Raw genomic sequence first — 26,047 nt, 5'->3', positions numbered from 1 at the left:
ACAAGTTATTTGCTACTTGTTTCGCATAGAGCGCGATCATTTTGTTTGTAGGTTATCAATGACTTTGCTGGTATCAAGCACTTTAACGCTTGATACTTGAAGTACAGTACCAAATTGAGTGAACGTCATCATATCAGGCTTAGGTGTACCTTTAACTTCAACAACAAGGCCATTCTTTTGATAGGTTTTATCTAGGCCATGAAGTGTATAGCGGTCGCCATTCTCAGCAATAAAAGCAAAAAAACCACCTTCTAAGTCTTTATATATGATGCTGCCTTTCATAGAAACTTCACCTTTTACGTTCTTCTCAACGGCTTCAGCTTGTGTTACAGGCTCGGCAACCAATTCTTTAGGCATAGATTCAGCTCCAGTATCCGTCTGCTTTTCTTTATCAACCATGGTGACGTCCTTATTCGTTTCTTCTTGAGAGCAAGCTACAAGCGAAAGTACAGAAGTAAGCATAAGTGCGAGTTTAAGGTGATGTGTTTTCATTCTTATATTCCTCTATTAAATAAGAGTAGGGTTTTATCGTTAGTGCGTATTTAGCGCCGAGTTAGTGCCTAGTGCGCAGCTGTGTATAACTTTTAGCTTCCGCTGATTAAAACGTTTCTTTGTTTTACAGTTTTCCATGGCGTTTAAGTAATTTCTACAAAAAACACAGAAACCTATACATATTTTTCACGTTACAAAAAAAGTTAGGCTTATTTTTTTGAAGAAAAAGTGTTTTGATTTTTACAAAGGCGAAGTTCTTTTTAAAAACGATGAACAATATTTTCATTCCACAGAAACTGAATGTGAAAAGGTCTTATAAATCTGCTTAAACCTTTGTTCATGGGGTGGGGGCAATAACTTTTTTATGTTGAGCGATGTAGCAAAAGCATAGCACTGTTCTTCACCAGAACAGGCAAAAAAGGCTGGGGTAAAGTTTCACGTCCCGTGCAGCCCCACTATTATAAAGTGATTGGCACAGAGCCTGCTTTATTACCATTGACTAATGTAATAACAGCGAAATGGCTCTATTTATTTAGCCCAAAATCGATGTATTACTCAGCTGGCATAACCTTTAGACTTAGTTTGGGGTTATCTAAAGCAACGTTTTTAAGGAGAGAAAATGAAGCACTTAACTAAAATTTTTGCAGTATCGAGTTTGGCACTAGCGGCAACTGCATGTGACGTGAACAAAACTGAAGATGGCGAAATGCCGGATGTTGACGTTGAATCTGGTGAACTTCCGGAGTATGAAGTAAAGAAAACCGATGAGGGACAAATGCCGGATGTTGACGTTGAAGGTGGTGAAATGCCTGAGTATGACGTTGATACTATGGACGTGGACGTAAAAACAGAGACTAAAGAAGTTGAAGTGCCTGTAGTTGACGTCGATATGCCTGAAGACGACGAAGAAGACGAAACGGGTAACTAAACAAAATTTCCCTTAGAAAAAGCGAGTGAAACGGTGCTTTTAATAACATCGTCTCACTCGTTTTTTAGTTTGAATTAATATTCAAACATCGCTGAAATGGATTCTTCGTTGCTAATGCGTCGAATGGTTTCAGCGAGCATTTCAGAAAGAGTAAGCTGTTTTACTTTTCCGATTTGCTTCATATCCGCACTTAATGGGATTGAGTCGGTAACGATAATTTCGTCGATAACAGACTCTTTAAGGTTGTTTGCAGCGTTACCTGAAAAGATAGCGTGAGTCGCATAAGCATAAACACGGCGAGCACCATGTGCTTTAAGTGCTTCCGCTGCTTTTGCAAGCGTACCGCCTGTATCAATCATGTCATCAACGATGATGCAGTCTCTGTCTTTCACGTCACCAATAATATTCATTACCTGTGCTACGTTCGCTTTAGGGCGACGTTTATCGATAATAGCAAGATCGGTGTCGTTAAGTAGTTTCGCAGTAGCACGTGCACGAACAACACCGCCAATGTCAGGAGAAACAACAACAGGGTCGGCAAAATCGCGTCTTACCATGTCAGCAAGAAGGATAGGAGTACCGAATGCGTTATCCACCGGAACATCAAAGAAGCCTTGAATTTGTTCGGCGTGTAGGTCGATAGTAAGTACGCGGTCAACACCCACGTTTGACAGGAAGTCAGCCACTACTTTCGCAGTAATTGGCACCCTAGCTGAACGAACACGACGGTCTTGGCGTGCATAACCAAAGTAAGGAATTACTGCTGTAATACGACCAGCGGATGCGCGACGTAACGCGTCGATCATCACAATAAGTTCCATAAGGTTATCGTTAGTAGGCGCACACGTAGACTGGATAATAAAAACGTCCGAGCCACGGACGTTTTCATGAATTTCTACGCTGATTTCACCGTCACTGAAACGGCCAACTTTGGCATTTCCAAGTTTGGTGTAGAGGCGATCGGCAACTTTCTGGGCAAGTTCTGGTACGGCATTACCTGCAAAGAGCTTCATATCTGGCACAAGTGGTTCCTCAGTGCGTTGATAAAAGAGGTTTGGCTGGGGTAGCAGGACTCGAACCTACGAATGGCGGGATCAAAACCCGCTGCCTTACCAACTTGGCTATACCCCAATTTTTAAGTTCTTGTCCGATGTGGCGTACACGCTATTTTTGTTGTTCTAATTTGTCTAATAGTGGTGAGCGATTCACACCTTTTGCGACAAAACTCTGCCAAGGTTTAGGCATTTTAGCCCTAACCTGCTCGGCAGAAGCGTAGTCAGAAAAGGTGGCAAATACGCAAGCACCTGTGCCCGTCATTCGCGACGGTGCGTAGTGTACCAACCACTGTAATAATTTTGCAACTTCGGGATAGCGATTCACGACTAATTGCTGACAATCATTCCAAGTTTTTTCAAATTTGTAGTCTTCCCAACGTATCGCTGGCGTATTTCTGGGCAAATCGGGTGAAGTGAATACCTCAGCCGTACTTACGTGAACGTTAGGGTTTGCCACTAAATAGTACACTTCTTTTTGAGGTGCTGGCGTTATCTCTTCTCCGATCCCCCCAGCAAATGCTGTCAAACCCCGTACGAAAATAGGTACATCCGCGCCTAAACGTAATCCTAACTCGGCAAGTTCGTCTTCACTTAGCCCTGTGTTCCATAAATGATTAAGCGCCACCAGGGTTGTTGCTGCATTCGAAGAGCCACCGCCAATGCCGCCACCCATAGGAAGGCGCTTGTCCAAAGAAATAACGGCACCTTTATTACATTTTGTTTTTGTCGCCAGCAGTCGCGCTGCTTTTATAATCAAATTCTCATCATCGGGTACACCTTTTAATGGTACTTCCATACGAATATTTGAATTATCAAAACCTTTTTTGTTCTCATTACCTATGTCAAAGGCAAGTGCATCGCCGTAATCGAGCATTTGAAAAAGGCTTTGAAGCTGATGGTATCCGTTGTCGTATCGGCCAAGAATGTGTAAGAAAAGATTCAGTTTAGCGGGGGAAGGCCACCAATTTTTTGACGTAATCACAGATGCATTCACTACAGAGTCCATTGGTAAATTTTTATTTTTAGTTGGGTTTTCGGCATATTCGGTGTTTCGTTCTGGGTAAGCGTTATGCTGTGCGGTAGCCATACAGACGTATCACCTTCTAACTCAATACTACCATAGTTGCCGTAAGTCACCTGCCAGTTACGGCACCCTTGGCAATAGCTTTCAAGGGTATTCACCAACCCTTTTTCGGTTAACGTGTATTTATCGCCTTTAAGGGGCAGGCCTTTTACCCAAGACAACAGTGGCTCTACCGGTATTACCATTCCGGTAATTCGATAAATTAGAGGTTCTGGCAGCGCATCGACATAGGTTTCTCCATCGGCCTCTAAAACCGATTGTTTCTGATCTACGCTAAGATTAACTAAACTTACTCCTAAAAAATTAGTTAATCGAAAATCAAAATCGCCGAAATCGTTTTTCCAGACTAAATTGAGACTGGCCGCGTCTTTTCCTTGGCGAAACGCAATTTTTCCGCGCATTTGCCACTGTTGGACTTCAGCCACTTTTTCGAGTTGCGCGGTAAGGTTCACCGCGTTTTCTGGGCCTTTCGGAGCGGTCGTACATGCACTTAATAGAAAGCAAATGGCGAACAAAAAAGAAAATAAGCGAATCATTAAGGCAACACACCCGTATAAAAATAAAACACATTTAGTTATGACATTATGGGAACACAGTTTCACCAACACTTTCAATCATTTTGGGTTTTTCGTACAATGCCGCTCCGACGTTGCCAGCACAGATTTTAATGACTTTACTCGCCCTCGGTATTAACCACAAAACAGCACCAGTAGCACTTCGCGAAAAAGTGGCTTTTACACCAGATTCTCTGGTGGAAGCGCTTGCGAGTTTAAAAAGGCTGGATGGCATAGATGAGTCTGTCATTGTATCCACCTGTAACCGAACTGAACTCTACGTCAATACCCAAGACGATACGGGTCAAAAGCTTCTACAATGGTTAAGTGACTTTCATCATTTAGATGTTGAAGAGATTGCCAGTAATAGCTACGTGCTCGCACAAGACGAGGCTGTAAAGCACATAATGCGAGTAGCCAGCGGCCTTGATTCACTGATTTTAGGTGAGCCTCAGATTTTAGGGCAGGTAAAGCAAGCGTTTGGCGATGCTAAGCATTCAGGTATGGTGAGCAGCGAGTTTGATAAGTTGTTCCAACATACTTTTTCAGTGGCGAAGCGAGTTCGCAGTGAAACTGATATCGGGGCAAACGCAGTTAGCGTAGCCTATGCCGCCGTACAGTTGGCCAAGCATATATTCGCTGAACTACCAAAACGTTCAGTACTATTAGTGGGAGCTGGCGAAACCATCGAACTTGTCGCTCAGCATTTGAAAGAGCAGGGCGTAAGCTGCTTGGCCGTGGCAAACAGAACGGTGGCTCGCGCAGAGGCCTTAGCCGAAACACTAGATGCGAGCGTGTTTACCTTATCTCAAGTACCAGAGCACTTAAAAGATTTTGATATCGTGATAAGCTCTACCGCGAGCCAACTGCCTTTAATTGGCAAAGGCATGGTGGAAAAAGCGCTTAAACAGCGTAGAAACATGCCAATGTTCTTGGTCGATTTGGCAGTGCCGCGAGACATAGAGTCAGAAGTAAACGAGTTAGGTGATGCCTATCTTTATACTGTCGATGACCTACAACACATTGTTCAAAAGAATTTAGAAAACCGCGAGCAAGCTGCAAAAGAAGCTGAAAAGCTTATCGACAAGCAAGCTGGCGATTATATGACATGGAAACAGTCGCAGCAATCTATAGATTTAGTAAGACAGTATCGCCAAAAAGGCATGGCGCAGCGTGACGATATTGTGGAAAAAGCCAAAGCGCAATTAGCGGAAGGTAAGAATGCCGAAACGGTATTAGAAGAAATGGCGTATAAACTAACCAATACGCTGTTGCATTCAACGACCCTAGCGTTACGCGAGGCTGCCATGCACGATGACCCGGCGTTAAGCCGTTGGATGGGACAGGCATTAGATTTATCTGACTTTTCGTCAGACAATAATAAATAAGGTAATAAGAAGCATATGAAAGAGTCGGTAGTTAGGAAACTCGAACACTTAGTCGAGCGTTTCGAAGAAGTTCAGGCGTTACTCGGTGACCCTGATGTTATCGGCGATCAGGATAAGTTTCGCAACTTGTCAAAAGAGTTCAGTCAGCTAGAAGATGTTGTTGCTGGTTTTAATGCATATCAACAAGCACAAGAAAACTTAAGTTCAGCGCAAGAAATGCTGAATGAAGACGATGCTGAAATGCGTGAAATGGCACAAGAAGAGATGAAAGAAGCAAAGGCAGAAATTGAACGTCTAGAAACTGAGCTTCAGGTTTTACTGCTGCCTAAAGATCCAAACGATGACAATAACTGCTTCTTAGAAATCCGCGCAGGTGCGGGTGGCGACGAGGCGGCAATATTTGCTGGCGACTTGTTCCGTATGTATAGCCGTTACGCAGAAAGCCGCGGATGGCGTGTTGAGTTGGTGAATGCCAATGAAAGTGAACACGGTGGCTACAAAGAGGTAGTTGCTAACGTTAGTGGCGATGGCGTTTACGGTGTGCTGAAGTTTGAGTCGGGCGGTCACCGCGTACAGCGTGTACCTGAGACCGAATCACAAGGTCGTATTCACACCTCTGCGTGTACCGTTGCAGTATTGCCTGAAATCCCTGAGTCAGAGGCTATCGAAATTAACCCGGCTGAGCTTCGTATCGATACCTTCCGCGCATCGGGTGCAGGTGGTCAGCACGTTAACAAAACTGACTCTGCTATTCGTATTACTCACTTGCCAACAGGTTTGGTTGTGGAGTGTCAGGACGAGCGCTCTCAGCATAAAAACCGCGCTAAAGCTATGTCAGTGCTTCAAGCGCGTTTAAACCAAATTGAAGAAGAAAAGCGCGCGGCAGAAGAGGCTTCTACCCGTAAGAGCTTAGTCGGTAGTGGTGATCGTTCAGAGCGAATTCGTACTTACAACTTCCCGCAAGGTCGTGTTACCGATCACCGTATTAACCTGACTATCTATCGTTTAGATGAAGTAATAGAAGGTGATCTAAAACAGCTCGTTGATCCGATTTTGCAAGAACATCAGGCTGATTTATTAGCCTCGCTCTCTGACGAATAATTTCGTCTTACGGCCAAAGTAGTTTAAAAAATAATGCGCATAGATAGCGCCCTGGCATGGGCTGTTGAGCAATTGGAGGGTGGAGAATCACCCTCTGTTGATGCCAAAATTATGTTGGCCAATATTCTCGGTAAGTCACAAACTTATCTGTTTACATGGCCAGATAAGACCTTAACCGCTGCAGAGCTCGCGCAACTTGAAGCAGCCGTGACTAAAAGAAAACGCGGTGAACCTGTTGCTTATATTATCGGCAAGCGCGATTTCTGGACCCTGTCACTATTTACCTCGCCGGATACTTTGATTCCGCGCCCTGACACTGAAGTATTGGTTGAGCAGGTGCTTAACTGGGCCAGCGAACACCCATCTCAGCCTCTATCAATCTGTGACTTAGGAACAGGGACGGGCGCTATTGCTCTGGCGTTAGCAAGCGAATTACCTGAAGCATCAGTTACTGGTGTGGACTTCCAGCAGGGAGCGGTAAAACTTGCTACTCGTAATGCACAAGCTAACAACTTAATTAATGCCCGCTTCGTGCAAAGTGACTGGTTTAGTGCACTTGACGGCCAGACCTTCGACATCATTGTTTCAAACCCGCCTTATATTGAAGAAACCAGCCCGTATCTTGATGAGGGCGACGTGCGTTTTGAACCGAAAACAGCCTTGACCTCGGGTTATGATGGTTTAGACGATATAAAACACATCATCAAGAATGCACCTGAATACCTCAAGAAAGGGGCTTTGTTAGCCTTCGAGCACGGCTTCAGCCAAGGAAGTGCGGTTAATACACTGCTCACTGATGCAGGCTTTGTTAAGGTTAAGACTGTCAAAGATTTCGGTAACAACGACCGCGTGACGCTAGGCCAGTGGCGTTAGCTCTCTAATTACCTTCATCACGCATTAAATTGGCAGTAACCATCGCTATTTAATTGCAAACTTGCTTATATCTGGTTTTGCATTAGTATTTGTGTAGCATCAAAGAAAACTAAAAAGCGCCAAGTTAAACAATCTCTTACAGGACAGGACGTACCAGATGAATGATGACTTTCTTTTCGCAGAAGACGACGATGAAAATGAAGTGGATGATCTGGGTAGCTGGAAAGTACTTATCGTTGATGATGAACCTGAAGTGCACGCCGTTACTAAGCTGGCGCTGAATGATTTTAGCTTAAATGGTAAATCCCTAGAGTTTGTTAGCGCATACAGTGGCGAAGAAGCCAAATCTATATTTAAAACCCATGACGATATAGCCGTTGTGTTACTCGACGTAGTGATGGAAGCCGATGATGCCGGCCTTCAAGTGGCTGACTACATCCGCAACGAGCTCGACAATCACTTCACTCGCATTATTTTACGTACTGGCCAGCCAGGCCAAGCACCAGAAAAAGATGTCATCATCAATTACGACATCAATGACTACAAATCAAAAACCGAGCTAACGGCGCAAAAGCTATTTACTGTTATTATCGCAGCGCTTCGCTCTTATCGCGATATTATTGTTATTGAAGAAAATAGGCGTGGTCTTGAAAAAATCATTGATGCATCTGTGGATTTATTTTCTTCACGTTCTCTCGAAAAATTCATGCAGGGTATTATCCAACAGCTGGCTTCGATTTTAGGCTGTTCGAAAGATGCCGCCTATATCACTACTGCGGTTGCCACGACATCGCGAACAATCAATACAACTAATAGTCAATTGGGCGAAGACGAACTGTATGTGTTTGCAGGAAATGGCGAATATGCCAGCAAAGAAGGCGTACCGCTAAAAGAGGCGATTAGTGCAGAAGAATATGCCTTGTGTACACAAGCAATGCGCGATAAGCAGATTGTATATGCAGAAGATCATGTGGTGGCTTACTGCAACAGCAAAACTCACGACGGTGCACTTTTGTATTTGTCTGGCTTGCCCAGAAGAATTGGTGATAATGATCGACATTTGGTGAAACGCTTTTCAGATAGTGTGCAGCTGGCGTTTGACAACGTACTAAAAACCGTTGATGTTGAAGCAACGCAGAAAGAAATTATTGAACGCTTAGGTCGCGCTTTAGAGCATGAATCAAATGCGTCAAACCACCTAACGAGAATGGTTGAGATGGCGCAACTATTGGCAGAAAAAGCAGGGCTTAGTGAACAGGAAGTTGATGCTCTGCGCCTTGCTATACCACTGCATGATATTGGTACCTCTATTGTGCCAAAAGCTATTTTACAAAAAACAACGCCTTTATCCGAAGAAGAAATTTTTAACATACGTCAGCATGCAGAGTTTGGATATCAAATTTTGCAAGACTCAAGCCGCCCAACAGTTCAGCTTGCCGCTATGTTAGCGAAGCAACACCATGAGCGCTGGGATGGAACAGGGTATCCTGAAGGGCTAAAAGGCGAAGAAATAGATATTAAAAGCCGTATCGCCACCTTAGTAGATGTGTTTGATGCCCTGATAAATTCGCGACCCTATAAGCCTGCGTGGACAATTGACAAGGTGGAAGCAGTATTAAAAGAGGAAAGTGGTAAACACTTTGACCCTCATTTGGTTGAATGTATGCTAAATGACCTTTCCGCTTTTATAGCAATACAAGCTCAATATCATGATGCGCAATGATGCATTTCCCCGTTATTTACGTACTGTAATACGTTACAATAACAGCGTTTAAATACGCGCTATAAAAATAAGGCAGGTGTAACCAAATACACCTGCCTTTAAGATTACGGCTCGTACCTTGAAACGTGATTCTCAGATAATTGTGCATTGCTAAAGCTCATATAAAAAAAGACCTTAAAGATGTCGTCCAAAATTCAACCGTCTTTAAAACGCGTCGTGATTTTCATATTAAAGATTAAGCAATGCCCATTTAGCACATGTGTTAGAGTAACGAGCAGCAGGCTCATCATCTAATAAAAACAGGAACACACTATGTACATGATGGCAAAACACCTTCATCTAACCGCCGTTGGCTTAAGCATTTTATTCTTTGTCTTTCGGTTTATTTGGAGCCAATTTGACGCTACTGCGTTAAACAAAAAATGGGTGAGAATTCTTCCTCATATTATTGATACCGTGCTATTAGCCAGCGCAATTTGGCTGTGTGTTATTCTATCTCAATACCCATTTGTTAACGCATGGCTCACATTCAAGGTCATCGGCGTAGTGCTATACATTGTGTTTGGGTTGTTTGCCCTTAAAAAGGCTAAGACAAAGTTGAGCAAGTGGGGCTTCTTCGTCGCAGCATTGGTGGTACTAATGGCAACAGCTATGGTTGCGGTAACTAAACAACCTCTTTTTTAAGATTTAATTGGAAATAAAGAATGTCTGAATCTCAACAGATTATTAATGTAGGTAACGTCGAGGTTGCCAATCATTTACCTTTCGTATTGTTTGGCGGGATGAACGTACTTGAGTCACGCGACCTTGCGATGCGTATTGCTGAGCATTATGTTGAAGTAACGCAAAAGCTCAATGTACCTTACGTTTTTAAAGCCTCATTTGATAAAGCCAACCGTTCATCGGTGACGTCGTACCGCGGTCCAGGTATGGAAGAGGGCTTACGTATATTTGAAGAAATTAAATCGACCTTTAACGTTCCGCTCATCACCGATGTACACGAACCGCACCAAGCTGCACCTGTAGCCGAAGTGGTTGACGTTATACAGTTGCCGGCTTTCCTAGCACGTCAGACTGACCTTGTTGTTGCTATGGCAAAAACGGGAGCCGTAATTAACGTTAAAAAACCTCAATTTTTAGCGCCACACGAAATGCGCCATATCATTGGCAAGCTAGGCGAAGCGGGCAATGATAAGGTGATACTTTGTGAACGCGGTAGCTGCTTTGGTTACAATAACCTAGTTGTGGATATGCTTGGTATGGACGCAATGAAAGAATATGCGCCAGTGATATTTGATGCCACGCACGCCCTTCAGATGCCAGGTGGTCGTGCAACGTCTGCAGACGGGCGACGTGCGCAAGCTGCTCAGTTAGCAAGAAGCGGTATGGCGTTGGGCTTAGCGGGCTTGTTTATTGAAGCACATCCTAACCCTGATGAAGCATTGTGTGACGGACCTTGTGCACTGCCGTTGGCGAAATTAGAGCCATATTTGCAGCAAATGAAAGCGTTAGATGAATTAGTGAAAGGTTTTGACGCGTTAGATACAAGTAATACCTAAGCTGGTGTTGATGGCGTATGCCGGTGCAAGCACCGGCATGCGTATCAGGTGTGTGAGTTGCTTATTCCGCTTCAGAAGCGGTTGCGCGCTCTTCACCTTTTGCCATTGCTAATAAGTTTTTGTGAAGCTGAACCTGAATCTCTTCAGCTAAGATTGCCTTTGATTGCTTCTTAACAACGATGTGAGCATCGTTTTCTGGCAGGACTTCAGCCATTTTTACACTGGTCATTGCAGTGTTGATTAACGATTGTAGATTGATCTTTTCCGGTTGTGCGTTAGCATTTGCGGCAGCGCTTACGAAAGCCATTACAGAAACGCTAGCTAAAAGTAGTTTTTTCATTTTCACACCTAATAAAAATAATTAAAAATTTGTTGGTTAATGTTAAAATGTTTAACATTTATGCACCATAATATACTGAAATTAAATGCTCTTTTTTAATTTCGGGTAAATTATAGTCAGTAGGTGGTGAAAAATAAAACGAGTAAAAGTATGGGCTGTCATTAGAAAAACTAATGTAACTGTCATGCTTCGTTCACACTGGATTTGAAAACGATATATGCACCGACGTTTACCCCCTCTCAATGCCTTAAAATCGTTCGAAGCGGCGGCGCGGCATTTGAGCTTTACCAAGGCAGCCGACGAACTGTTTGTTACTCAAGCAGCGGTGAGTCATCAAATAAAAGCGCTTGAAGATTACTTATCTATGAAGCTGTTTCTAAGAAGAAATAGGACTCTGCTTCTTACCGAAGAGGGGCAAGCCTATTTCCTAGAGCTAAAAGATATCTTTAAAAACTTACAGGACGCCACAGAAAGATTGCTTGCGAAGGGCAGTAAAGGTGCCATCACAGTCGCCATGCCACCGAGTTTTGCAAGCCAATGGTTGGTACCCCGTATTCATAAATTCAGTTTGGCGCACCCGGATATTGACGTGCGCATCAAAGCGGTAGACTTCGACGAAGGTTTCTTAGAAGACGATGTGGACGTTGCAATATATTATGGCAAGGGGCGTTGGGCTGGGCTGCAAGCTGATCAGCTGCACCGAGAGTTTTTAACGCCTTTGTGTTCACCCATGCTTTTCCAAGGGCCTAAACCTTTATCCAGCCTGTCTGACTTACGTCACCACGTGTTGCTTCACGATTTAAGCCGTACTGCTTGGAAAAACTGGCTAAAACATGTTGGCGTTGTGGGCGTGAATGTGAATCATGGCCCGGTTTTCAGCCATTCTATGTTGGTATTGCAAGCTGCTGCGCTAGGTCAAGGTATCGCGTTGGGTAACACCATACTCGCTAGACCAGAAATTGAAGCAGGGCGATTGGTAATGCCGTTTGAAGAACGGGTAGAGAGTAGAGACGCATTTTATTTAGTGTGCGAGGAATCACAGGCTGAATTAGGAAAAATTGCAGCGTTTAGAGACTGGATTTTAGCCCTAGTTGAATCTGAACAAGAGGACTTGTTGTAGTATGGCTAAGTTAAAAGAAGGCACTACACAAACCAATACAGAGGCGAGTACAAACGACGTGGTTTTCGATATGGAAGTGCACGCTGCCAAAGCGCCTGTCGCATGTTTAATACTTGGGCATGGCGCTGGGGCAGGTAAAGAGCATGAATTTATGCAAGACATAGCAAATGAACTTGTTGCTAAAGGCATATCTACGGTGCTTTTTAATTTTCCGTATATGCAAACCATTAAAGCTACCGGCAAGCGAAGGCCTCCTGATAAAGCCGACAAACTCATGTCACACTTCGCTGCGGTAATTGAAACTTGCAGCAAAGATAACAAAGCCCTGCATAACTTACCCGTGTTCATCGGCGGAAAGTCGATGGGCGGGCGTATGGCTACCATGGTGTATGAAAGTATAAGCAACGTAAAAGGCGCAATAGCGCTGGGCTATCCATTTCACCCACCGGGGAAGCCGGAGAAAACCCGCACAGAACACTTGCTAACAGCGGCGAAACCTCTGCTTATTATCCAAGGGGAAAGAGATACCTTTGGTAATAAAAATGAGATTGTAAGTGATGAAGAGAATTACGCACTATCATCAATTATTGAATGCGTATTTTTAGAAGACGGTGACCACAGCTTCAAACCAAGAAAGGCCAGCGGTAAAACCCAACAACAACATATTGTGAAAGCTGCTGAATTAACCGCGGTTTTCATAACCCGCAATCTGTCTAGTTGATATTCAAAACAACATTTGAAACGAAAGTGAACGATTAAATTAATGAGTAACGAAAAATTTAGGTTGGCTAGCCTTGCTAAACCTTATCTTGTCATTGGAGCGGCGTTTGCAGGCTTAGCGGTTGTGCTAGGGGCGTTTGGCGCACATGGTTTAAAAAGTGTATTGAGTGCAGAGCAACTCAGCACATTTGAAATAGGTGTGCGCTACCAAATGTATCACGCGTTAGCTTTGATACTGTTGCCTGCTCTGTCAGCTTATGTCTCATCGAAGTGGGTTAATCGTGCGGCGTTTTGTTTTGTTACCGGTACGGTATTGTTTAGCGGAAGTTTATACGCGCTCGCCATCAGCGGTATTAAATGGTTTGGTCCAGTTACCCCATTAGGCGGCCTATTCTTTATCGCTGGGTGGACTTTATTAATGATTGGTTTGCTTGTGGGGCGGTCTAAAGAGAACGAAAGCGCACAGCAAAACTTATCTGATTTAGACCGGACAAATGCTAAACACATGGCGCAAGCCGAAACAAACGATAAAAACAGAGGAGCAGGTAATGTCTAATGCTAGTATTTTAGGCTATTGCCGACCGGGGTATGAAAATGACACGGCGAACGAACTCACATCGAAATATGGTGAAGCGCAGTGCTACGGTTACCCTGTGTCTAAGAAGAATAGTGGCTTTGTGCACTACCATTTATACGATGCTTCGCAATTAGAGCAAACCATTACCCAGTTTACTGTTCACGACAGCATCTTTCCTCGCCAGTTAGTGGCTGTTTTTGCAATATTAACCGATATCGAAAAAGAAGACCGAGTAGGGCAGGTACTCGAAGCACTAAAAGAAGTAGAAAAGCCGTTTTCTATTTTTGGTGCCATCGATGTGGAATATCCCGATACTGAAGATGGGAAAACGCTCGCTAAGTTTTGCCGTAAGTTTACCGTACCTCTTCGCCAAGCGTTAAGGAAGGCAGAGTGGCTTACTGCAAAAGAAAATGTAGGTAAACCTAAACTGCATATTTTCTTTGAGTCATTTGAAATTTGTCATATTGGCTATACATTACCTAGCCACGCAAGTCGTGATCATCTCGGTATCTGCCGATTAAAATTTCCAAGCGATGCGCCTAGCCGGTCTACGCTTAAACTCGAAGATGCACTTGTAAACATGCTGAGTGACACTCAGCAAACGAAAGTACTTCGAAACGGTGGGCGTGCGGTTGACTTAGGGGCGTGTCCTGGTGGTTGGACTTATCAACTGGTGAAGCGCGGCATGTATGTGGAGGCTATCGATAATGGACTCGTAGCCGATAGTTTAATGAGTACCGGGTTGGTTGAACATCACGCAGCAGACGGGTTTACCTATCGACCACAATTTGGTCGCGTCGATCTGCTTGTTTGTGATATGATAGAACAACCCGATAGAGTAGCGAAGTTAATGGGGGATTGGCTGGTCAAGCACTGGGCAACCCACGCCATTTTTAATCTAAAGCTACCTATGAAACAGCGCTATGAAACTGTAGTTGAAGCCATGGCGTTGCTAAGTAGCCGTTTAAATGCCCTAAATGATGCATTCGCGGTTAAAGTTAGGCATCTCTACCACGACAGAGATGAAGTTACAGTAACAATTGTTCGCACTTCAGCTGATGAGGTGTGATTTTGTTATTTTTCAAAAAAGTGTCATAACTAATTAAGCTATTGATACTTATAGAAAAGAATTGATGCTGGCGCGGATTTTGGCAAGCGAATTTTAGGTTTATGCTAAAAAAGGTGTAAATCTGGTATAGAAATCCTTTATAATCCAGCCGTTTTTTTACTCTGAACCAATGAAAGTGAACTAATGTCAGACTTATCTTTATACAGAAACATTGGTATTTTCGCCCACGTAGACGCGGGTAAAACTACCACAACAGAACGTATCTTGAAGCTTACTGGTAAAATCCATAAAACTGGTGAGGTTCACGATGGTGAATCAACAACTGATTTCATGGAGCAGGAAGCTGAGCGTGGTATTACCATCCAGTCAGCGGCAACAACCTGTTTCTGGAAAGATCATCGCATGAACATCATCGATACTCCGGGACACGTTGACTTTACAGTTGAAGTATATCGTTCACTTAAAGTACTAGACGGCGGTATCGGTGTATTCTGTGGTTCTGGCGGTGTTGAGCCTCAGTCAGAAACTAACTGGCGTTATGCTAACGAATCTGGCGTTGCACGCTGTATTTTCGTTAACAAGCTAGACCGTATGGGTGCAGACTTCTACCGTGTTGTTGGCCAAGTTAAGAAAGTACTTGCTGCTAACCCGCTAGTAATGACACTTCCAATCGGTATCGAAGACGAGTTTACAGGTGTTGTAAACCTTCTAGACATGAAAGCGTACATCTGGGATGACTCAGGCCTACCTGAGAACTACGAAGTAGTAGATATCCCAGAAGATATGGTTGAGAAAGCTAACGAGTACCGTGAGCAACTAATCGAGACTGCAGTTGAGCAAGACGACGATCTAATGATGGCTTACATGGATGGCGAAGAGCCGTCTCTTGAAGACATCAAGCGTTGTATCCGTAAGGGTACTCGTGACCTAGCGTTCTTCCCGACATACTGTGGTTCTGCATTTAAGAACAAAGGTATTCAGCTAGTTCTTGACGCGGTTATCGACTTCCTACCTTCTCCAACAGAAGTAGACCCACAGCCTCTTACAGATGAAGAGACTGGTGAACCTACTGGTGAAGTAGCAACAGTATCTGTTGACGAGCCGTTCCGTGCGCTTGCGTTCAAAATCATGGACGACCGTTTCGGTGCCCTAACGTTTATCCGTATTTACTCTGGTAAGCTAAACAAAGGCGACACTATTCTTAACAGTGCGACTGGTAAGACTGAGCGTATCGGCCGTATGGTTGAAATGCACGCTGACGAACGTACTGAACTTACTTCTGCACAAGCAGGTGACATCCTAGCTGTTGTAGGTATGAAGAACGTTCAAACTGGTCACACGCTTTGTGATCCTAAAAACGCTTGTACACTAGAGCCAATGATCTTCCCTGAGCCAGTAATCTCGATTGCTGTTAAGCCAAAAGACAAAGGCGCTAACGAAAAGATGTCTATCGCTATCGGTAAGCTAGTAGCGGAAGATCCATCTTTCCAAGTTGAAACTGACGAAGATTCAGGTGAAACCATCCTTAAAGGTATGGGTGAGCTACACCTTGACATCAAAGTAGACATCTTGAAGCGTACTTACGGCGTTGAGCTAGAAGTTGGTCAGCCTCAGGTTGCATACCGTGAAACTATCACGCAAGCAGTTGAAGACAGCTACACGCACAAGAAGCAGTCTGGTGGTTCTGGTCAGTTCGGTAAAATTGATTACCGCATCAAGCCAGGCGAAACTAACTCTGGCTTTACGTTTGCTTCTACTGTTGTGGGCGGTAACGTACCTAAAGAATTCTTCCCGGCGATTGAAAAAGGCTTCAAGAGCATGATGGAAGTAGGTCCACTAGCTGGCTACCCAGTACTAGACGTTGAAGTTGAGCTATACGACGGTGGTTTCCACGCAGTTGACTCATCAGCAATCGCGTTTGAAATTGCAGCGAAAGGTGCATTCCGTCAGTCAATGCCAAAAGCCGGTCCTCAAATTCTTGAGCCTGTAATGAAAGTTGACGTATTCAGCCCAGAAGACAACGTTGGTGACGTAATCGGTGACCTTAACCGTCGTCGTGGTATGATCAAAGACCAAGAAGCTGGCGCTACTGGCGTTCGCATCAAGGCTGACGTACCTCTGTCTGAGATGTTTGGTTACATCGGTCACCTACGTACTATTACATCTGGTCGTGGTCAATTCTCTATGGAATTCAGCCACTACTCAGCATGTCCTCAGAACGTAGCTGACAAAGTAATTGAAGAAGCGAAAGCACGTAAAGACGCTAAGTAATTAGCCTTTGCGAACGTTAGCTAGCTTGCGTTAGCTAACGCTTCAAAAAAATACAAAAAAGCCGGTCATTCGACCGGCTTTTTTTATGCCTCTAGCTCAGCGTTTTAGTACATTTTATAAGGCAAAAATTTACCCGACATAACCACGCTAACGCGGTCGCCTTTCGGATCGTTCTCACGTTGTAAATCCATCGAAAAGTCGATGGCACTCATAATACCGTCGCCAAACTCTTCATGAATAAGTTCTTTTAAGGTAGTGCCATATACATTGACGAGTTCATACCAGCGGTAAATTAGCGGGTCGGTAGGCACTTCTGTTGGCAAGGAACCTTTGTAAGGTACAATTTGGAGCCAAGCAATGGCTTCGTCGGTAAGCTCAAGTAATTCGCCTACCGCTTCGGCTTGCTGTTTTGTCATTGCCATTTGACCTAAACAGGCAGCTGTACTCCATTCTTTTGATTGACCAACTACTTCAGCTATCTGACTCCATTTTACACCTTTCAAAATCTTAGCTGATTGAATCATGTCGGTAACTTGGGTTCTCGATGTAATCATTAGTATTTCCTCAATGGGTTAGTTAAATAAAATGAGCGTTATTAGATTGCTGACAATAAGGGCCAGTATTAGTGCTTTGTAGACAAAAAGTGGATGGCGTTTTACTAAGGGCTGATAAGTTGTGTGCTCAGAAGGATTTGGGTAGCGCAGCGAATGAATGAACTCTGAAAGCGAAGAGTAGCGTTTGTCGGGATTTATGTGTAAAGCACGCTTAAGCGCACTATCAACCCAAGTGGGTATTGGTCTTTTAGGATCTAACGCCGTCTCGTATTTTAGCTTTTTCTGTTCAGCAAAAGTGTGACAGTGGGCAAGCTTGGAATGGTAGGGGTAACGACCGCATAAAAGGTAGTAAGTGAGTAAGGCTAAGGAAAATAAATCAGAGCGCTCGGTGCCTACATTTCCTAAAAAGTATTCTGGTGCAGCAAAGAGCGCGGCGCCAGGAATAGGCGCATCGCTATAAAGACTGGGTGCATCTTTTAAGGCTGCTGAACCAAGATCAATAAGGGTACAGTGACCCTGTTCGCTGATAATTATATTGTCGGGGCGTATATCTCGGTGAAGCATCCCCTGGCGATGCATCGCTTGTAACCCTTTACCGACCTGTTCAATGATATTTCTAATTTGCTCTAATGAGGGCGTAGGGTTATCGATAGACCATTGCGTTAATGTTTGTCCTTGCACATAGCTACTTACGCTATAAAAGGCTGTGGGTGTGTTTTGACAACCCAAATCTGTAAAAGTAGGGCTTTTTACAATGTGGGGCGAGTTGACCCGCCTTAAAAACCAATTCTCTAATAGAAAGCCGTTTAGCATTTCAGGTGATTGAGAAAAGTCAGTGGCAGGTGTTTTAACAACCACAGTGTTATTTGTGCTTGCAACGGGCGAAGGGCTTTGCATAGCGATAAACACATGGCTTCGCGCAGAAGTATAAAGCTGACGTTCTAGTTTAAATCCATCTATTTCATCACCTATCTTTAGTTCGGCAAAAGCTAACTCGTCGATAGACTTTGATGGTAATTTACTATTGTAATGACCGACAGTATTAGATACCCGATAACTATTGCTATCTGTATCCTCAACAGCTGAGAGCACGGTTTGTTCACCGTTATGTCTAAACTCTACCTTTATAAGCAGAAGGGTGAGGTTATCAGCGCTTCCATTGTTAAACGCCTCGTGAACAACTAATGCTGCCTGATTTTCAGATAGCGTAGGTGCATTATTAATTTTATTGAGTATGCTCGGTAGCGCTACGAATTCATAAACGCCATCGGTACTTATCGCAATGGTACTTGGTGAGGTTAAAGTTAACGATGTATGGTCAATTTCGATACTTGCTTTCACGCCCAACGCATTGGCAAGATAAGTCTGTGACGGTTCACTATCTGATACTTGTCGGTGAGGGCGAGTTAGTAATATTGGGTCTTTAGCATCGTCAGTCATAACCTCGATTTGACTATCTCCAACGTGAAACACGTCTAGGTGATTGCCGGTTACGATTGCTACTGAGAGGGTACAAACATAGCCTTTTTCCGGGGTGTAGCAAAACGCGCTTTTCTGCGTTCGAGTATAAAGCAGTGCATTAATTTCTTTAATAATAGTTTCGGCGCGGGTTTTAACCGTCCATTGTTCGGGCGCTATGTTAAACAGCGTAGTAAATTGGCGAGTAGCAAAATCGCTAGCGACTTGGCTTACCGTGCTACTGCTGACACCGTCAGCAACCACAAAAATACTATTTTGATTTAGCTCGTTAGAAGATAAATGATAGGCGTAAGCATCTTGGTTTATCTCTTTAACGCCAGATGTTGAGAACGCACTTACAGAAAGTGTGCAAGGTAGCGAGTAGGTCGAGGTTTGTAGCGCTGCTTGCTCATTCATATTCAATTGCTTGTTACCTAGCTATATGGTCATTGGCTTAACGACTTAATTTAGAAATGGAAGAGGGTTGCCATCACGACTTAACATAAGGGTTATTGTCGTGACGGCGGTTTGGTTACGTAGTTTGAGCTAAATATCTTGTTTAGATAGGTAGCGTTTGAGATGCCGCAGCTTTATCAACAGGGATTGTACGCTTTGGCAATGTCTTCACGTGGGTGGTATAAAGCGTAAGGCCAGTAAATGCTAAGCCGCCTACTAAGTTCCCCAGTGCTGTTGGAATTTCATTCCAAATGAAATAATCCATTACAGAGAAATCACCGCCCATGATAAGACCAAATGGGAAAAGGAACATATTTACCACAGAGTGTTCAAAGCCCATGAAGAAGAACAGCATGATAGGCATCCACATAGCCAACACTTTACCGCTTACGTGGGTTGAGATCATCGCTCCCACTACGCCTAGCGATACCATCCAGTTACATAGCATGCCGCGGATAAAAATAGTGAACCAGCCAGCTGCACCGTGCTCTGCGTAGCCTAATGTACGGGCTTCACCAATACTGGCAACCTTAGTCGCGATCGCGCCGCCATCTACGTTATAGCCCATGGTAAAAATAAACGACATCATAAAGGCAACGGTTAATGCGCCGCCAAAGTTACCTAAGAACACTAAGCCCCAGTTCCGCAATATCTGTTTTGGCGTAACCCCTGGGCGCTGGGCAAGCCACGCTAGTGGCGTTAATACAAATACACCGGTTAAAAGGTCAAAGCCCATAAGGTAAAGCATACAAAAGCCTACGGGAAAGAGCACGGCTCCTAGAAGGAATACTCCAGTTTGAACGGCTATGGTAATTGCAAAAACGGCAGCCAGTGCCAAGATAGCACCTGCCATGTAAGCGCGTATTAAAGTATCTCGTGTAGACATATATATTTTCGCTTCGCCTGCATCGACCATTTTGGTCGCAAACTCAGCGGGGAGAAGATAAGCCATGGTTTCACCTCACATTGTCGTTATTGATAAGTTGCCAGTTGTGGTTCAAAAGTTAGCTATCTACATGCACTCTTGCAGATCAAAAAAAGGCGTCCGCAGCACTCTCGTTAGAAAGAACTGGGGACGCCTTTGTCCAAAAATTTTGCATTGTAGTAGCTATCTGATGTAATTTTTTAAAACGCTATGTGTGTGCACGTTTTTGTACACTTAAGCTCTAGAGCGGTCATACTAGGGAGCTCTTTCGTAGAACTTTTACTATTTATGGTTTTAAAGCAACTGAAGAATTGCCAAAAAAGTGCCAATAAATAAAAAATGAGCAATGGTGTTAAAAAATCCATTTAAAACATAGCATTAAGCTAAAATTTTGAGTTGGAAGTAAAAAATGGCTTCATTGAAAGTTCTGCCGCTTGCACTAAAAAGGTGGGAGTATGAGTGTTTAAGGTGCAATCCCGCTGCCAGTTTCACAGACCCAGGTGCGTTTATGCTCTGCGTTTTTATTTAAGTGCCTGTTTGAGTGTTTTTAATTGCTGCTTCATGATTCCTCGTCGGTCAGAACTTCGATTTTTCTTTGCGTAATGCTCTCGTTCAAATTGCTCACACAGTTGTCTAAACGAATTGGCTGCGTGCGGGGTCAAAAAAACGCTGGTTTCATTTCTATAGGCTGATAACGTTTTATTCTCTCTATCTACTCCGGTTTTGGTTTCAATAAGCTTTATCGCTTTTAGCAATATGCAATACGAGGGGGACAAATGAGATTTTTGTTTTTTAGGGAAAAAGTATAGCGCTAATATAAGCCCGATAAGGCCGAAGGCGGATAAAAATACCGCTTGCATTTTTTGCGGAGTTAGCGCGCCTAATAGCTCCTCTAGCATGTTTGTTTGGGCTGCATTATCAAAGCCCAGCACCCACTTGCTCCACGAATAGTCGAGTTGCTGAAACCAGCCTTGCAAGGTTGCAAAAAAAGCAGAATTACCAAATTCGCTCAGTATGGTGGTGTGACGGGATTCTCCTAATTCTTCTAATGCCTGTTCAAGGCCAAAGGATAAGCGAGATGGAGCAACCATACTGGTGGGGTCGAATCGTATCCAGTTGCCTTCTATTAAGGCTTCTACCCAGGCATGGGCATCGTACTGCCTTACTTGAAGGACATTATCGTTAAGTAAGCTTCCACCTTGATAACCGGTTACCATTCTTGCCGGTACGCCGGCTGCGCGAAGCACATAGACCATAGCACCAGCATAATGAGCGCAAAAGCCAGCGCGTTGCTCGAACAAAAAGCTGTCGATAGGATCAACAGGCATAGCGTTCGGGGAAAGGGTATAGCGGAACCCCGCTTGATTGAATTCGCGCATTATCGCATTGACCAATTCATGCGTATTGCTGTGTTGATTAGCCAATGCTTGTCCCCAAGCTCTGGCTTTAGAGTTGCCGTTTTTTGAAACTTGCAAATTTAGTTGGGCTTCAAAGTTTCCTATTCCATTAATAATGGGGGCGCTTGGAAAGTAGCGTAAATAAAACGCTTTCTTGCTTGAGATGGGCGTGTTGGCACGCAAAGTATAATCAAATAGCGTGTTGACAGTAATACTGTTCTTAAGGTTATTAGGCGATGAAGGCTCAAGACCAAATAGCCACCTTTGCTGAGTAGGCTCTACAATCAATTCATAGTCAGTTACAGCAGATAACTCTTTATCCGGCAACATGGCCAGGGGCGCTGCCTTTCCCATAAGCGCTAACTGTTGCTCAGCTTGTTTACGTTTATCACTTATAGACCAGGTTTTTCCATTAAAATGTTCTAGTGTTATTGCACGCCAGTATCTTAAAGGCGCATCTGGAACCTCATCTGCGCTATCGAAGGTGGCACTGAAAGCGAGTTTAGACGAGCTCGCAAGTGAGGCTATATCACCAGGTGTCACTTTATCGGAGAGCCCGGTTTCCGTTGATTTTGACGTGGGCATTTGCCAAAGTGGAGGAAGCTGAGGCAATAACAGGAATAAAAGTAGCGCAATAGGAAAAGCTTGAGCAATGAGTACACTTACGAACTTAAAGCTTTTCGCAATAGACACACCACCGCCATGATAAATGGCCGTCGCGACGAGCAGTAATGCTAATATAGCCGTATAGCCTATCCATGCAAACACGCTCAGTGACGAAATAAAGCCGCAGCCGATCAAGAATAAGCAGGTACATATGAGCAGGTGAAAATCTCGCTTATTCTTAACGAGCATGATTTTGAGGGCGCACGCTACCGTCAACAAATTGATCATGCTATCAAGAAGACCTACTGAGAACCCGAACCAAGACAAAGCAAATACGGCAAGTACAGCAAGCAAATTCACAGTACGTGAAGTAGGTAAGCTATGCAGTGTGCTAAGGCCTGCAACTCGCACAACCACAGCGCATCCGCCAAGCATCAATACCCATATCATTAAAGGCGAGGTAAGCGTAAGTAGTATTGATGAAAAGGCTGCGCAAAGTAGAAGAACAGCTAGAGATTGGCACTGGTAGAAAATGTTTTTAATAACCGCTAATTGTGAGAACGGGCTAGGGGTAAGGATATTCATTTTAAAGGCCTTACCGTTTTCTTTCGTTTAGAGGCTAATGAAACGGGTCTCTTTACGTTTTGAGATAGCGTCGAAGCATTAGGATTTGAATTGGCTGCTGGAGCTAAGCACGCAAGTGCGCTAAGACACTTATGACCGTGCTTAGCTCCGTGGTAAGGTGCAATATGGAGCCCTCTGTACTGTAATCCGAATACACGGTCCTCGCATGTCCATGCCTTGACGGCATCAGTAAGTGCTGAAACGGCGGTTTCTATATCCACATTCGACGGCATTGACAATATATAGCTGTCGCTTTGCAGGGAAGTAAAAGACTTAGAAACCCAGTTCCCATTTTTAGCCACATGTTTCCACGATACTCGGTTGAGTGGCTGTCCAACTTCGTAATCCTTCAATGCGTAAAAGTCTTCGCTACTGGTTAGGTTGCTTAATTCGCTGACACTTTCTGATTCATTTTTATTTGCAATCTTTTCGATAGTGATAGGGCCTTCCTGAGGCTTAGCATACACAATAACTTGCTGGTTAAAATCAAGGTGAGTCCAGCATTTATAAAGCCCAAGGGGAAAGTCACAAGAGATGGTCATTCGTCCTAAAGCAAATTGTCCCCGCATTGGTATGTGTAATGGAACCTTGAGGGTTTGTTTTTGGTCTTTTTGCGAACCTGAATATCCAGTTAATGCAAAGCTAAAGCTTTGCTGTGAATTTGCAGCTTTATCTTCATCACCTATCGTTTGAGTGTGCGTATCTCCTGTGCGTACTACATTAAGCCATTTTATCGATAATACACCGTTGCAGGCTTTCGTCGGTGTATTCCTATGGGAGATAACCTGAAGTTGAATTTCACCGTCCAGGTTGCAGTGAAACGAGTCAGGAGAAAGGGCTTTAAGGGCTAGCCGCGCAAAGTTTTGATGAGTGTAAAATAACGTGAGCAGCATAATACTTAAGCACAAATAGCTAAGCATTAACATTAAGTTGTTTTGATAGTTGGTCCCAAGTAAAAACAAGCACAGTGACAAAATAATAAACGACCAGCCAAACCCACTTGGTAGTATAAAAATACTGTTCAAGTTTAGGTGATGTTCGGGGGAAGCCGGAACACGCTTATCTAGCCACTTCAATAGTCGGTGTTTGAAGTAATTTGATAAGGAGGCAGGCACTTTACGCACGTGTAATACTCCAACAATCCATAGATACTACGCTGCTAATGGGTCGATACTACTAAGTAATTTTTGGCTCAGTATCTCTCCATCAAAAGTTTGGTTATGTTGTCCGTGAGTCCCCTGGTGGGAAGACAGGGTTAGCCGGTGTGCGGTAATGGCTACAAATACAGCCTGCACATCCTCAGGCGTCACGTAATCTCTTCCAGAAACGTATGCCCACGCTTTGGCACCTTGAAGTATCGCTCGGCTGGCTCTCGGTGAAAGCGGGTTAGGGTAGTCGCCGCTTTCTCTGCTCTCGCTCACTAGTCGCAAAATATAATGTAGAATGGCATCGCTCGTATGAATAGTAGACACATCTCTTTGCATCCCGTTTAAATTTGCTTCACTTAGAATCTGGCTAAGAGGCGTAGACGCGTCCTGCTGCATTAGCATCGCTTTTTCAGCTTCCCAAGCTGGATAGCCCAAAGAGATACGCATAAAGAAACGGTCTAACTGTGACTCTGGTAAGGGGTAGGTGCCGGATTGATAACTAGGGTTTTGCGTAGCAATCACAAAAAAAGGCGTGGGCAGTGGGTGGGTAACACCATCAATACTCACTTGCCGCTCTTCCATTGCCTCTAATAGGGCACTTTGGGTTTTGGGACTAGCTCTGTTTAATTCGTCGGCTAGTACTACTTGACTGAAAATGGGGCCGTGTTTAAAGGAGAAACGTTTTTGCTCATCTTTTTCATGGCTGTGAAAAATGTTTACGCCCAACATGTCGGAAGGAAGCAGGTCTGACGTAAATTGGATGCGTGCATAGTGAAGACCGAAAACTTGTGAGAGGGCATGAGAAAGGGTGGTTTTACCCATCCCTGGTAAGTCCTCAATTAACAAGTGACCGTTGGCCAGTAAACACGTAATGGCAAGTTTCAGCTGGTGCTCTTTACCAATAATCTTTTGACTAAGAGCTTGCTGAATACGAATAATATCTTGGCGCATAGTTTTGTCACTTTTATTTAAAAATACTCAGTCATACTAACGATGATAGCTTTAACCATACTAGCAACGATAGAGTATCGCTTTCTATTCTTATACCTTTGTAAATTTATACGTTGGTATGTAATAGGTCTGTTCAATGTTTAATATTCACGATTCCTAAAAACATCTGTTATTAAGTGCTGCGTAGTTTAACTGTGTTGTCTATAATGGTGCCTCTTAAAAAGGAAGTAGTTATGAAAAGCATTGAAATAGATGACGATTTATATGCCTTCATCGCCAGCCAGACTAAGCATATTGGTGAGAGTGCATCGCAAATTTTAAGACGTTTACTTTTACCTGAAGACGGGGCTGTATCGCAGGGCTCAGAGCCTAGTGTAGCTTCATCTACGCCTGCAAAAACAAGCGAATCAAAAAGTGCGGACGTTACAGAGTCGACAAGTAAACCAAACTCGGCGGTAGAAGCAGAAGTGGAACCTAAAGCACCATTAGCCAAGACTGCTACAAAAGCGTCTAACGCTTCGGTAAGGTCAACGGCGAATAAAGCCTTGGTAAATAGAGCTGCTGCGAAGAAAGCGCCAGCAAAGGCCACGCCTGCAAAAACTGCTGCAGCAAAAGCATCCGCCGGCACCAGAGCAGTGAAAAAGCCAGCGGCAGCTACTGAAACATCACTTTCAAACGAAGCCCACACCAAGCGAGACATTTTGGATGCCGTGTCAAAAGATGCATTAAGCACCTTCACTAAACGGGTTGATCAGTTCTTGTTTGTTTTAAGTGCAGCGCACAAGCTTAATGCAGAAAATTTTGCGCGTGTTGAAAGTATTAAGGGTAAAAACCGTACTTACTTTGCGACAAGTAAGGAAGCGTTACTTGAAAATGGCAGCAGCACTAATCCCAAAGCTATCCCAGATAGCCCATTCTGGGTAGTGACAAATAACAACACTGCTAAGAAAACGAACATGCTGGAACAAGTTTTGCGTAACCTAGGTTATCAACCTGATGTAATTGAAACCGTCGTTGCGCGTTTCTCTTCAGAAGGTAAATAGCAAGCCAAGCAACAAAACAACGAAACTTCTA

At 43.9% G+C, this 26,047-nt stretch carries 24 protein-coding genes and 1 tRNA gene; 13 read left to right on the top strand and 12 right to left on the bottom strand.

Translation table 11 applies throughout. The annotated features are described in order from the left end of the window. Positions 1–36 precede the first annotated feature (36 nt). Entirely contained in the window at positions 37–492 is a 456-nt protein-coding gene (locus tag D1814_RS00745) for a ribose-phosphate pyrophosphokinase (RefSeq protein WP_118489662.1), read from the bottom strand. A 619-nt stretch (positions 493–1,111) separates the two neighbouring features. On the opposite strand from D1814_RS00745, the gene D1814_RS00740 reads away from it, so the two are divergent. Further along, entirely contained in the window at positions 1,112–1,420 is a 309-nt protein-coding gene (locus D1814_RS00740) for a hypothetical protein (protein ID WP_025254776.1), read from the top strand. A gap of 74 nt (positions 1,421–1,494) precedes the next feature. On the opposite strand, the gene D1814_RS00735 is transcribed toward D1814_RS00740, so the two are convergent. From D1814_RS00735 to lolB, 4 genes are all read right to left on the bottom strand, one after another. Further along, positions 1,495–2,442 carry a ribose-phosphate pyrophosphokinase gene (locus D1814_RS00735; protein WP_012517998.1) on the bottom strand — a complete coding sequence of 316 codons (948 nt, stop codon included), beginning with the start codon at positions 2,440–2,442 and terminating at the stop codon, positions 1,495–1,497. A 33-nt stretch (positions 2,443–2,475) separates the two neighbouring features. Next, positions 2,476–2,551: transfer RNA gene (locus D1814_RS00730), tRNA-Gln, on the bottom strand. 33 nt (positions 2,552–2,584) lie between these two features. After that, the gene (ispE, locus tag D1814_RS00725; protein ID WP_118489661.1) at positions 2,585–3,469 is read right to left on the bottom strand and encodes a 4-(cytidine 5'-diphospho)-2-C-methyl-D-erythritol kinase; all 885 of its coding nucleotides are present in this window, start codon (positions 3,467–3,469) and stop codon (positions 2,585–2,587) included. Next, on the bottom strand, positions 3,469–4,095 hold the full coding sequence (gene lolB, locus D1814_RS00720) for a lipoprotein insertase outer membrane protein LolB (RefSeq protein WP_118489660.1): 627 nt from the start codon (positions 4,093–4,095) through the stop codon (positions 3,469–3,471). The genes ispE and lolB overlap by 1 nt, the downstream gene beginning before the upstream one ends. A gap of 131 nt (positions 4,096–4,226) precedes the next feature. Here lolB and hemA point away from each other — a divergent pair, with 131 nt between their 5' ends. From hemA to kdsA, 6 genes are all read left to right on the top strand, one after another. After that, positions 4,227–5,501 (top strand): glutamyl-tRNA reductase, encoded by a 1,275-nt coding sequence (gene hemA, locus D1814_RS00715; RefSeq protein WP_118489659.1) that lies wholly within the window; start codon positions 4,227–4,229, stop codon positions 5,499–5,501. Between the two features lie 15 nt (positions 5,502–5,516). After that, positions 5,517–6,602 (top strand): peptide chain release factor 1, encoded by a 1,086-nt coding sequence (gene prfA / locus D1814_RS00710; RefSeq protein WP_118489658.1) that lies wholly within the window; start codon positions 5,517–5,519, stop codon positions 6,600–6,602. Between the two features lie 33 nt (positions 6,603–6,635). After that, a complete protein-coding gene (prmC, locus tag D1814_RS00705; protein ID WP_118489657.1) occupies positions 6,636–7,475 on the top strand; it encodes a peptide chain release factor N(5)-glutamine methyltransferase in 840 nt (279 codons plus the stop codon). 157 nt (positions 7,476–7,632) lie between these two features. Next, positions 7,633–9,198, top strand: a complete 1,566-nt coding sequence (locus tag D1814_RS00700) for a response regulator (RefSeq protein WP_118489656.1) — start codon at positions 7,633–7,635, stop codon at positions 9,196–9,198. A 312-nt stretch (positions 9,199–9,510) separates the two neighbouring features. After that, positions 9,511–9,882 carry a SirB2 family protein gene (locus tag D1814_RS00695; protein WP_118489655.1) on the top strand — a complete coding sequence of 124 codons (372 nt, stop codon included), beginning with the start codon at positions 9,511–9,513 and terminating at the stop codon, positions 9,880–9,882. Positions 9,883–9,902: 20 nt separating this feature from the next. Next, a complete protein-coding gene (gene kdsA, locus D1814_RS00690) occupies positions 9,903–10,757 on the top strand; it encodes a 3-deoxy-8-phosphooctulonate synthase (RefSeq protein ID WP_118489654.1) in 855 nt (284 codons plus the stop codon). Between the two features lie 61 nt (positions 10,758–10,818). On the opposite strand, the gene D1814_RS00685 is transcribed toward kdsA, so the two are convergent. After that, complete coding sequence (locus D1814_RS00685; protein WP_118489653.1) at positions 10,819–11,097, bottom strand: hypothetical protein; 279 nt, start codon at positions 11,095–11,097, stop codon at positions 10,819–10,821. 217 nt (positions 11,098–11,314) lie between these two features. On the opposite strand from D1814_RS00685, the gene D1814_RS00680 reads away from it, so the two are divergent. The 5 genes from D1814_RS00680 to fusA all read left to right on the top strand — a co-directional run bounded on the left by D1814_RS00680 (position 11,315) and on the right by fusA (position 16,854). After that, positions 11,315–12,217, top strand: coding sequence for a transcriptional regulator GcvA (locus D1814_RS00680; protein ID WP_118489652.1), 903 nt, complete (start codon positions 11,315–11,317; stop codon positions 12,215–12,217). A gap of 70 nt (positions 12,218–12,287) precedes the next feature. Continuing rightward, positions 12,288–12,938 (top strand): alpha/beta family hydrolase, encoded by a 651-nt coding sequence (locus tag D1814_RS00675; RefSeq protein ID WP_232369036.1) that lies wholly within the window; start codon positions 12,288–12,290, stop codon positions 12,936–12,938. A gap of 42 nt (positions 12,939–12,980) precedes the next feature. Next, positions 12,981–13,493: a DUF423 domain-containing protein gene (locus D1814_RS00670; RefSeq protein ID WP_118489650.1), complete on the top strand. Its 513-nt coding sequence runs from the start codon at positions 12,981–12,983 to the stop codon at positions 13,491–13,493. Continuing rightward, positions 13,486–14,583, top strand: coding sequence for a 23S rRNA (cytidine(2498)-2'-O)-methyltransferase RlmM (gene rlmM / locus D1814_RS00665; RefSeq protein ID WP_118489649.1), 1,098 nt, complete (start codon positions 13,486–13,488; stop codon positions 14,581–14,583). Before D1814_RS00670 ends, rlmM begins: the two co-directional genes overlap by 8 nt. A gap of 183 nt (positions 14,584–14,766) precedes the next feature. Continuing rightward, on the top strand, positions 14,767–16,854 hold the full coding sequence (fusA, locus tag D1814_RS00660) for an elongation factor G (RefSeq protein ID WP_118489648.1): 2,088 nt from the start codon (positions 14,767–14,769) through the stop codon (positions 16,852–16,854). Positions 16,855–16,958: 104 nt separating this feature from the next. Here fusA and cynS read toward each other — a convergent pair whose 3' ends face one another. The 6 genes from cynS to D1814_RS00630 all read right to left on the bottom strand — a co-directional run bounded on the left by cynS (position 16,959) and on the right by D1814_RS00630 (position 24,973). After that, positions 16,959–17,408, bottom strand: a complete 450-nt coding sequence (gene cynS / locus D1814_RS00655) for a cyanase (RefSeq protein ID WP_118489647.1) — start codon at positions 17,406–17,408, stop codon at positions 16,959–16,961. An 18-nt stretch (positions 17,409–17,426) separates the two neighbouring features. Beyond that, positions 17,427–19,283, bottom strand: coding sequence for a protein kinase domain-containing protein (locus tag D1814_RS00650; RefSeq protein ID WP_118489646.1), 1,857 nt, complete (start codon positions 19,281–19,283; stop codon positions 17,427–17,429). 142 nt (positions 19,284–19,425) lie between these two features. Further along, entirely contained in the window at positions 19,426–20,274 is an 849-nt protein-coding gene (locus tag D1814_RS00645) for a formate/nitrite transporter family protein (protein WP_025254794.1), read from the bottom strand. A 494-nt stretch (positions 20,275–20,768) separates the two neighbouring features. Continuing rightward, a complete protein-coding gene (locus D1814_RS00640) occupies positions 20,769–22,835 on the bottom strand; it encodes a transglutaminase family protein (RefSeq protein WP_118489645.1) in 2,067 nt (688 codons plus the stop codon). Next, positions 22,832–23,998, bottom strand: a complete 1,167-nt coding sequence (locus D1814_RS00635) for a DUF58 domain-containing protein (protein ID WP_232368947.1) — start codon at positions 23,996–23,998, stop codon at positions 22,832–22,834. Before D1814_RS00635 ends, D1814_RS00640 begins: the two co-directional genes overlap by 4 nt. A 27-nt stretch (positions 23,999–24,025) precedes the next feature. Continuing rightward, complete coding sequence (locus tag D1814_RS00630; protein WP_118489644.1) at positions 24,026–24,973, bottom strand: AAA family ATPase; 948 nt, start codon at positions 24,971–24,973, stop codon at positions 24,026–24,028. A gap of 233 nt (positions 24,974–25,206) precedes the next feature. On the opposite strand from D1814_RS00630, the gene seqA reads away from it, so the two are divergent. Continuing rightward, a complete protein-coding gene (seqA, locus tag D1814_RS00625) occupies positions 25,207–26,016 on the top strand; it encodes a replication initiation negative regulator SeqA (RefSeq protein ID WP_118489643.1) in 810 nt (269 codons plus the stop codon). Positions 26,017–26,047 lie beyond the last annotated feature (31 nt).

Origin of the sequence: Alteromonas sp. BL110 (genome assembly GCF_003443615.1) — a bacterium.
In the GTDB taxonomy this organism is placed as follows: domain Bacteria; phylum Pseudomonadota; class Gammaproteobacteria; order Enterobacterales; family Alteromonadaceae; genus Alteromonas.
Note: the sequence above shows the minus strand (reverse complement) of the source record. Positions and strands in the feature narration are given on the sequence as shown.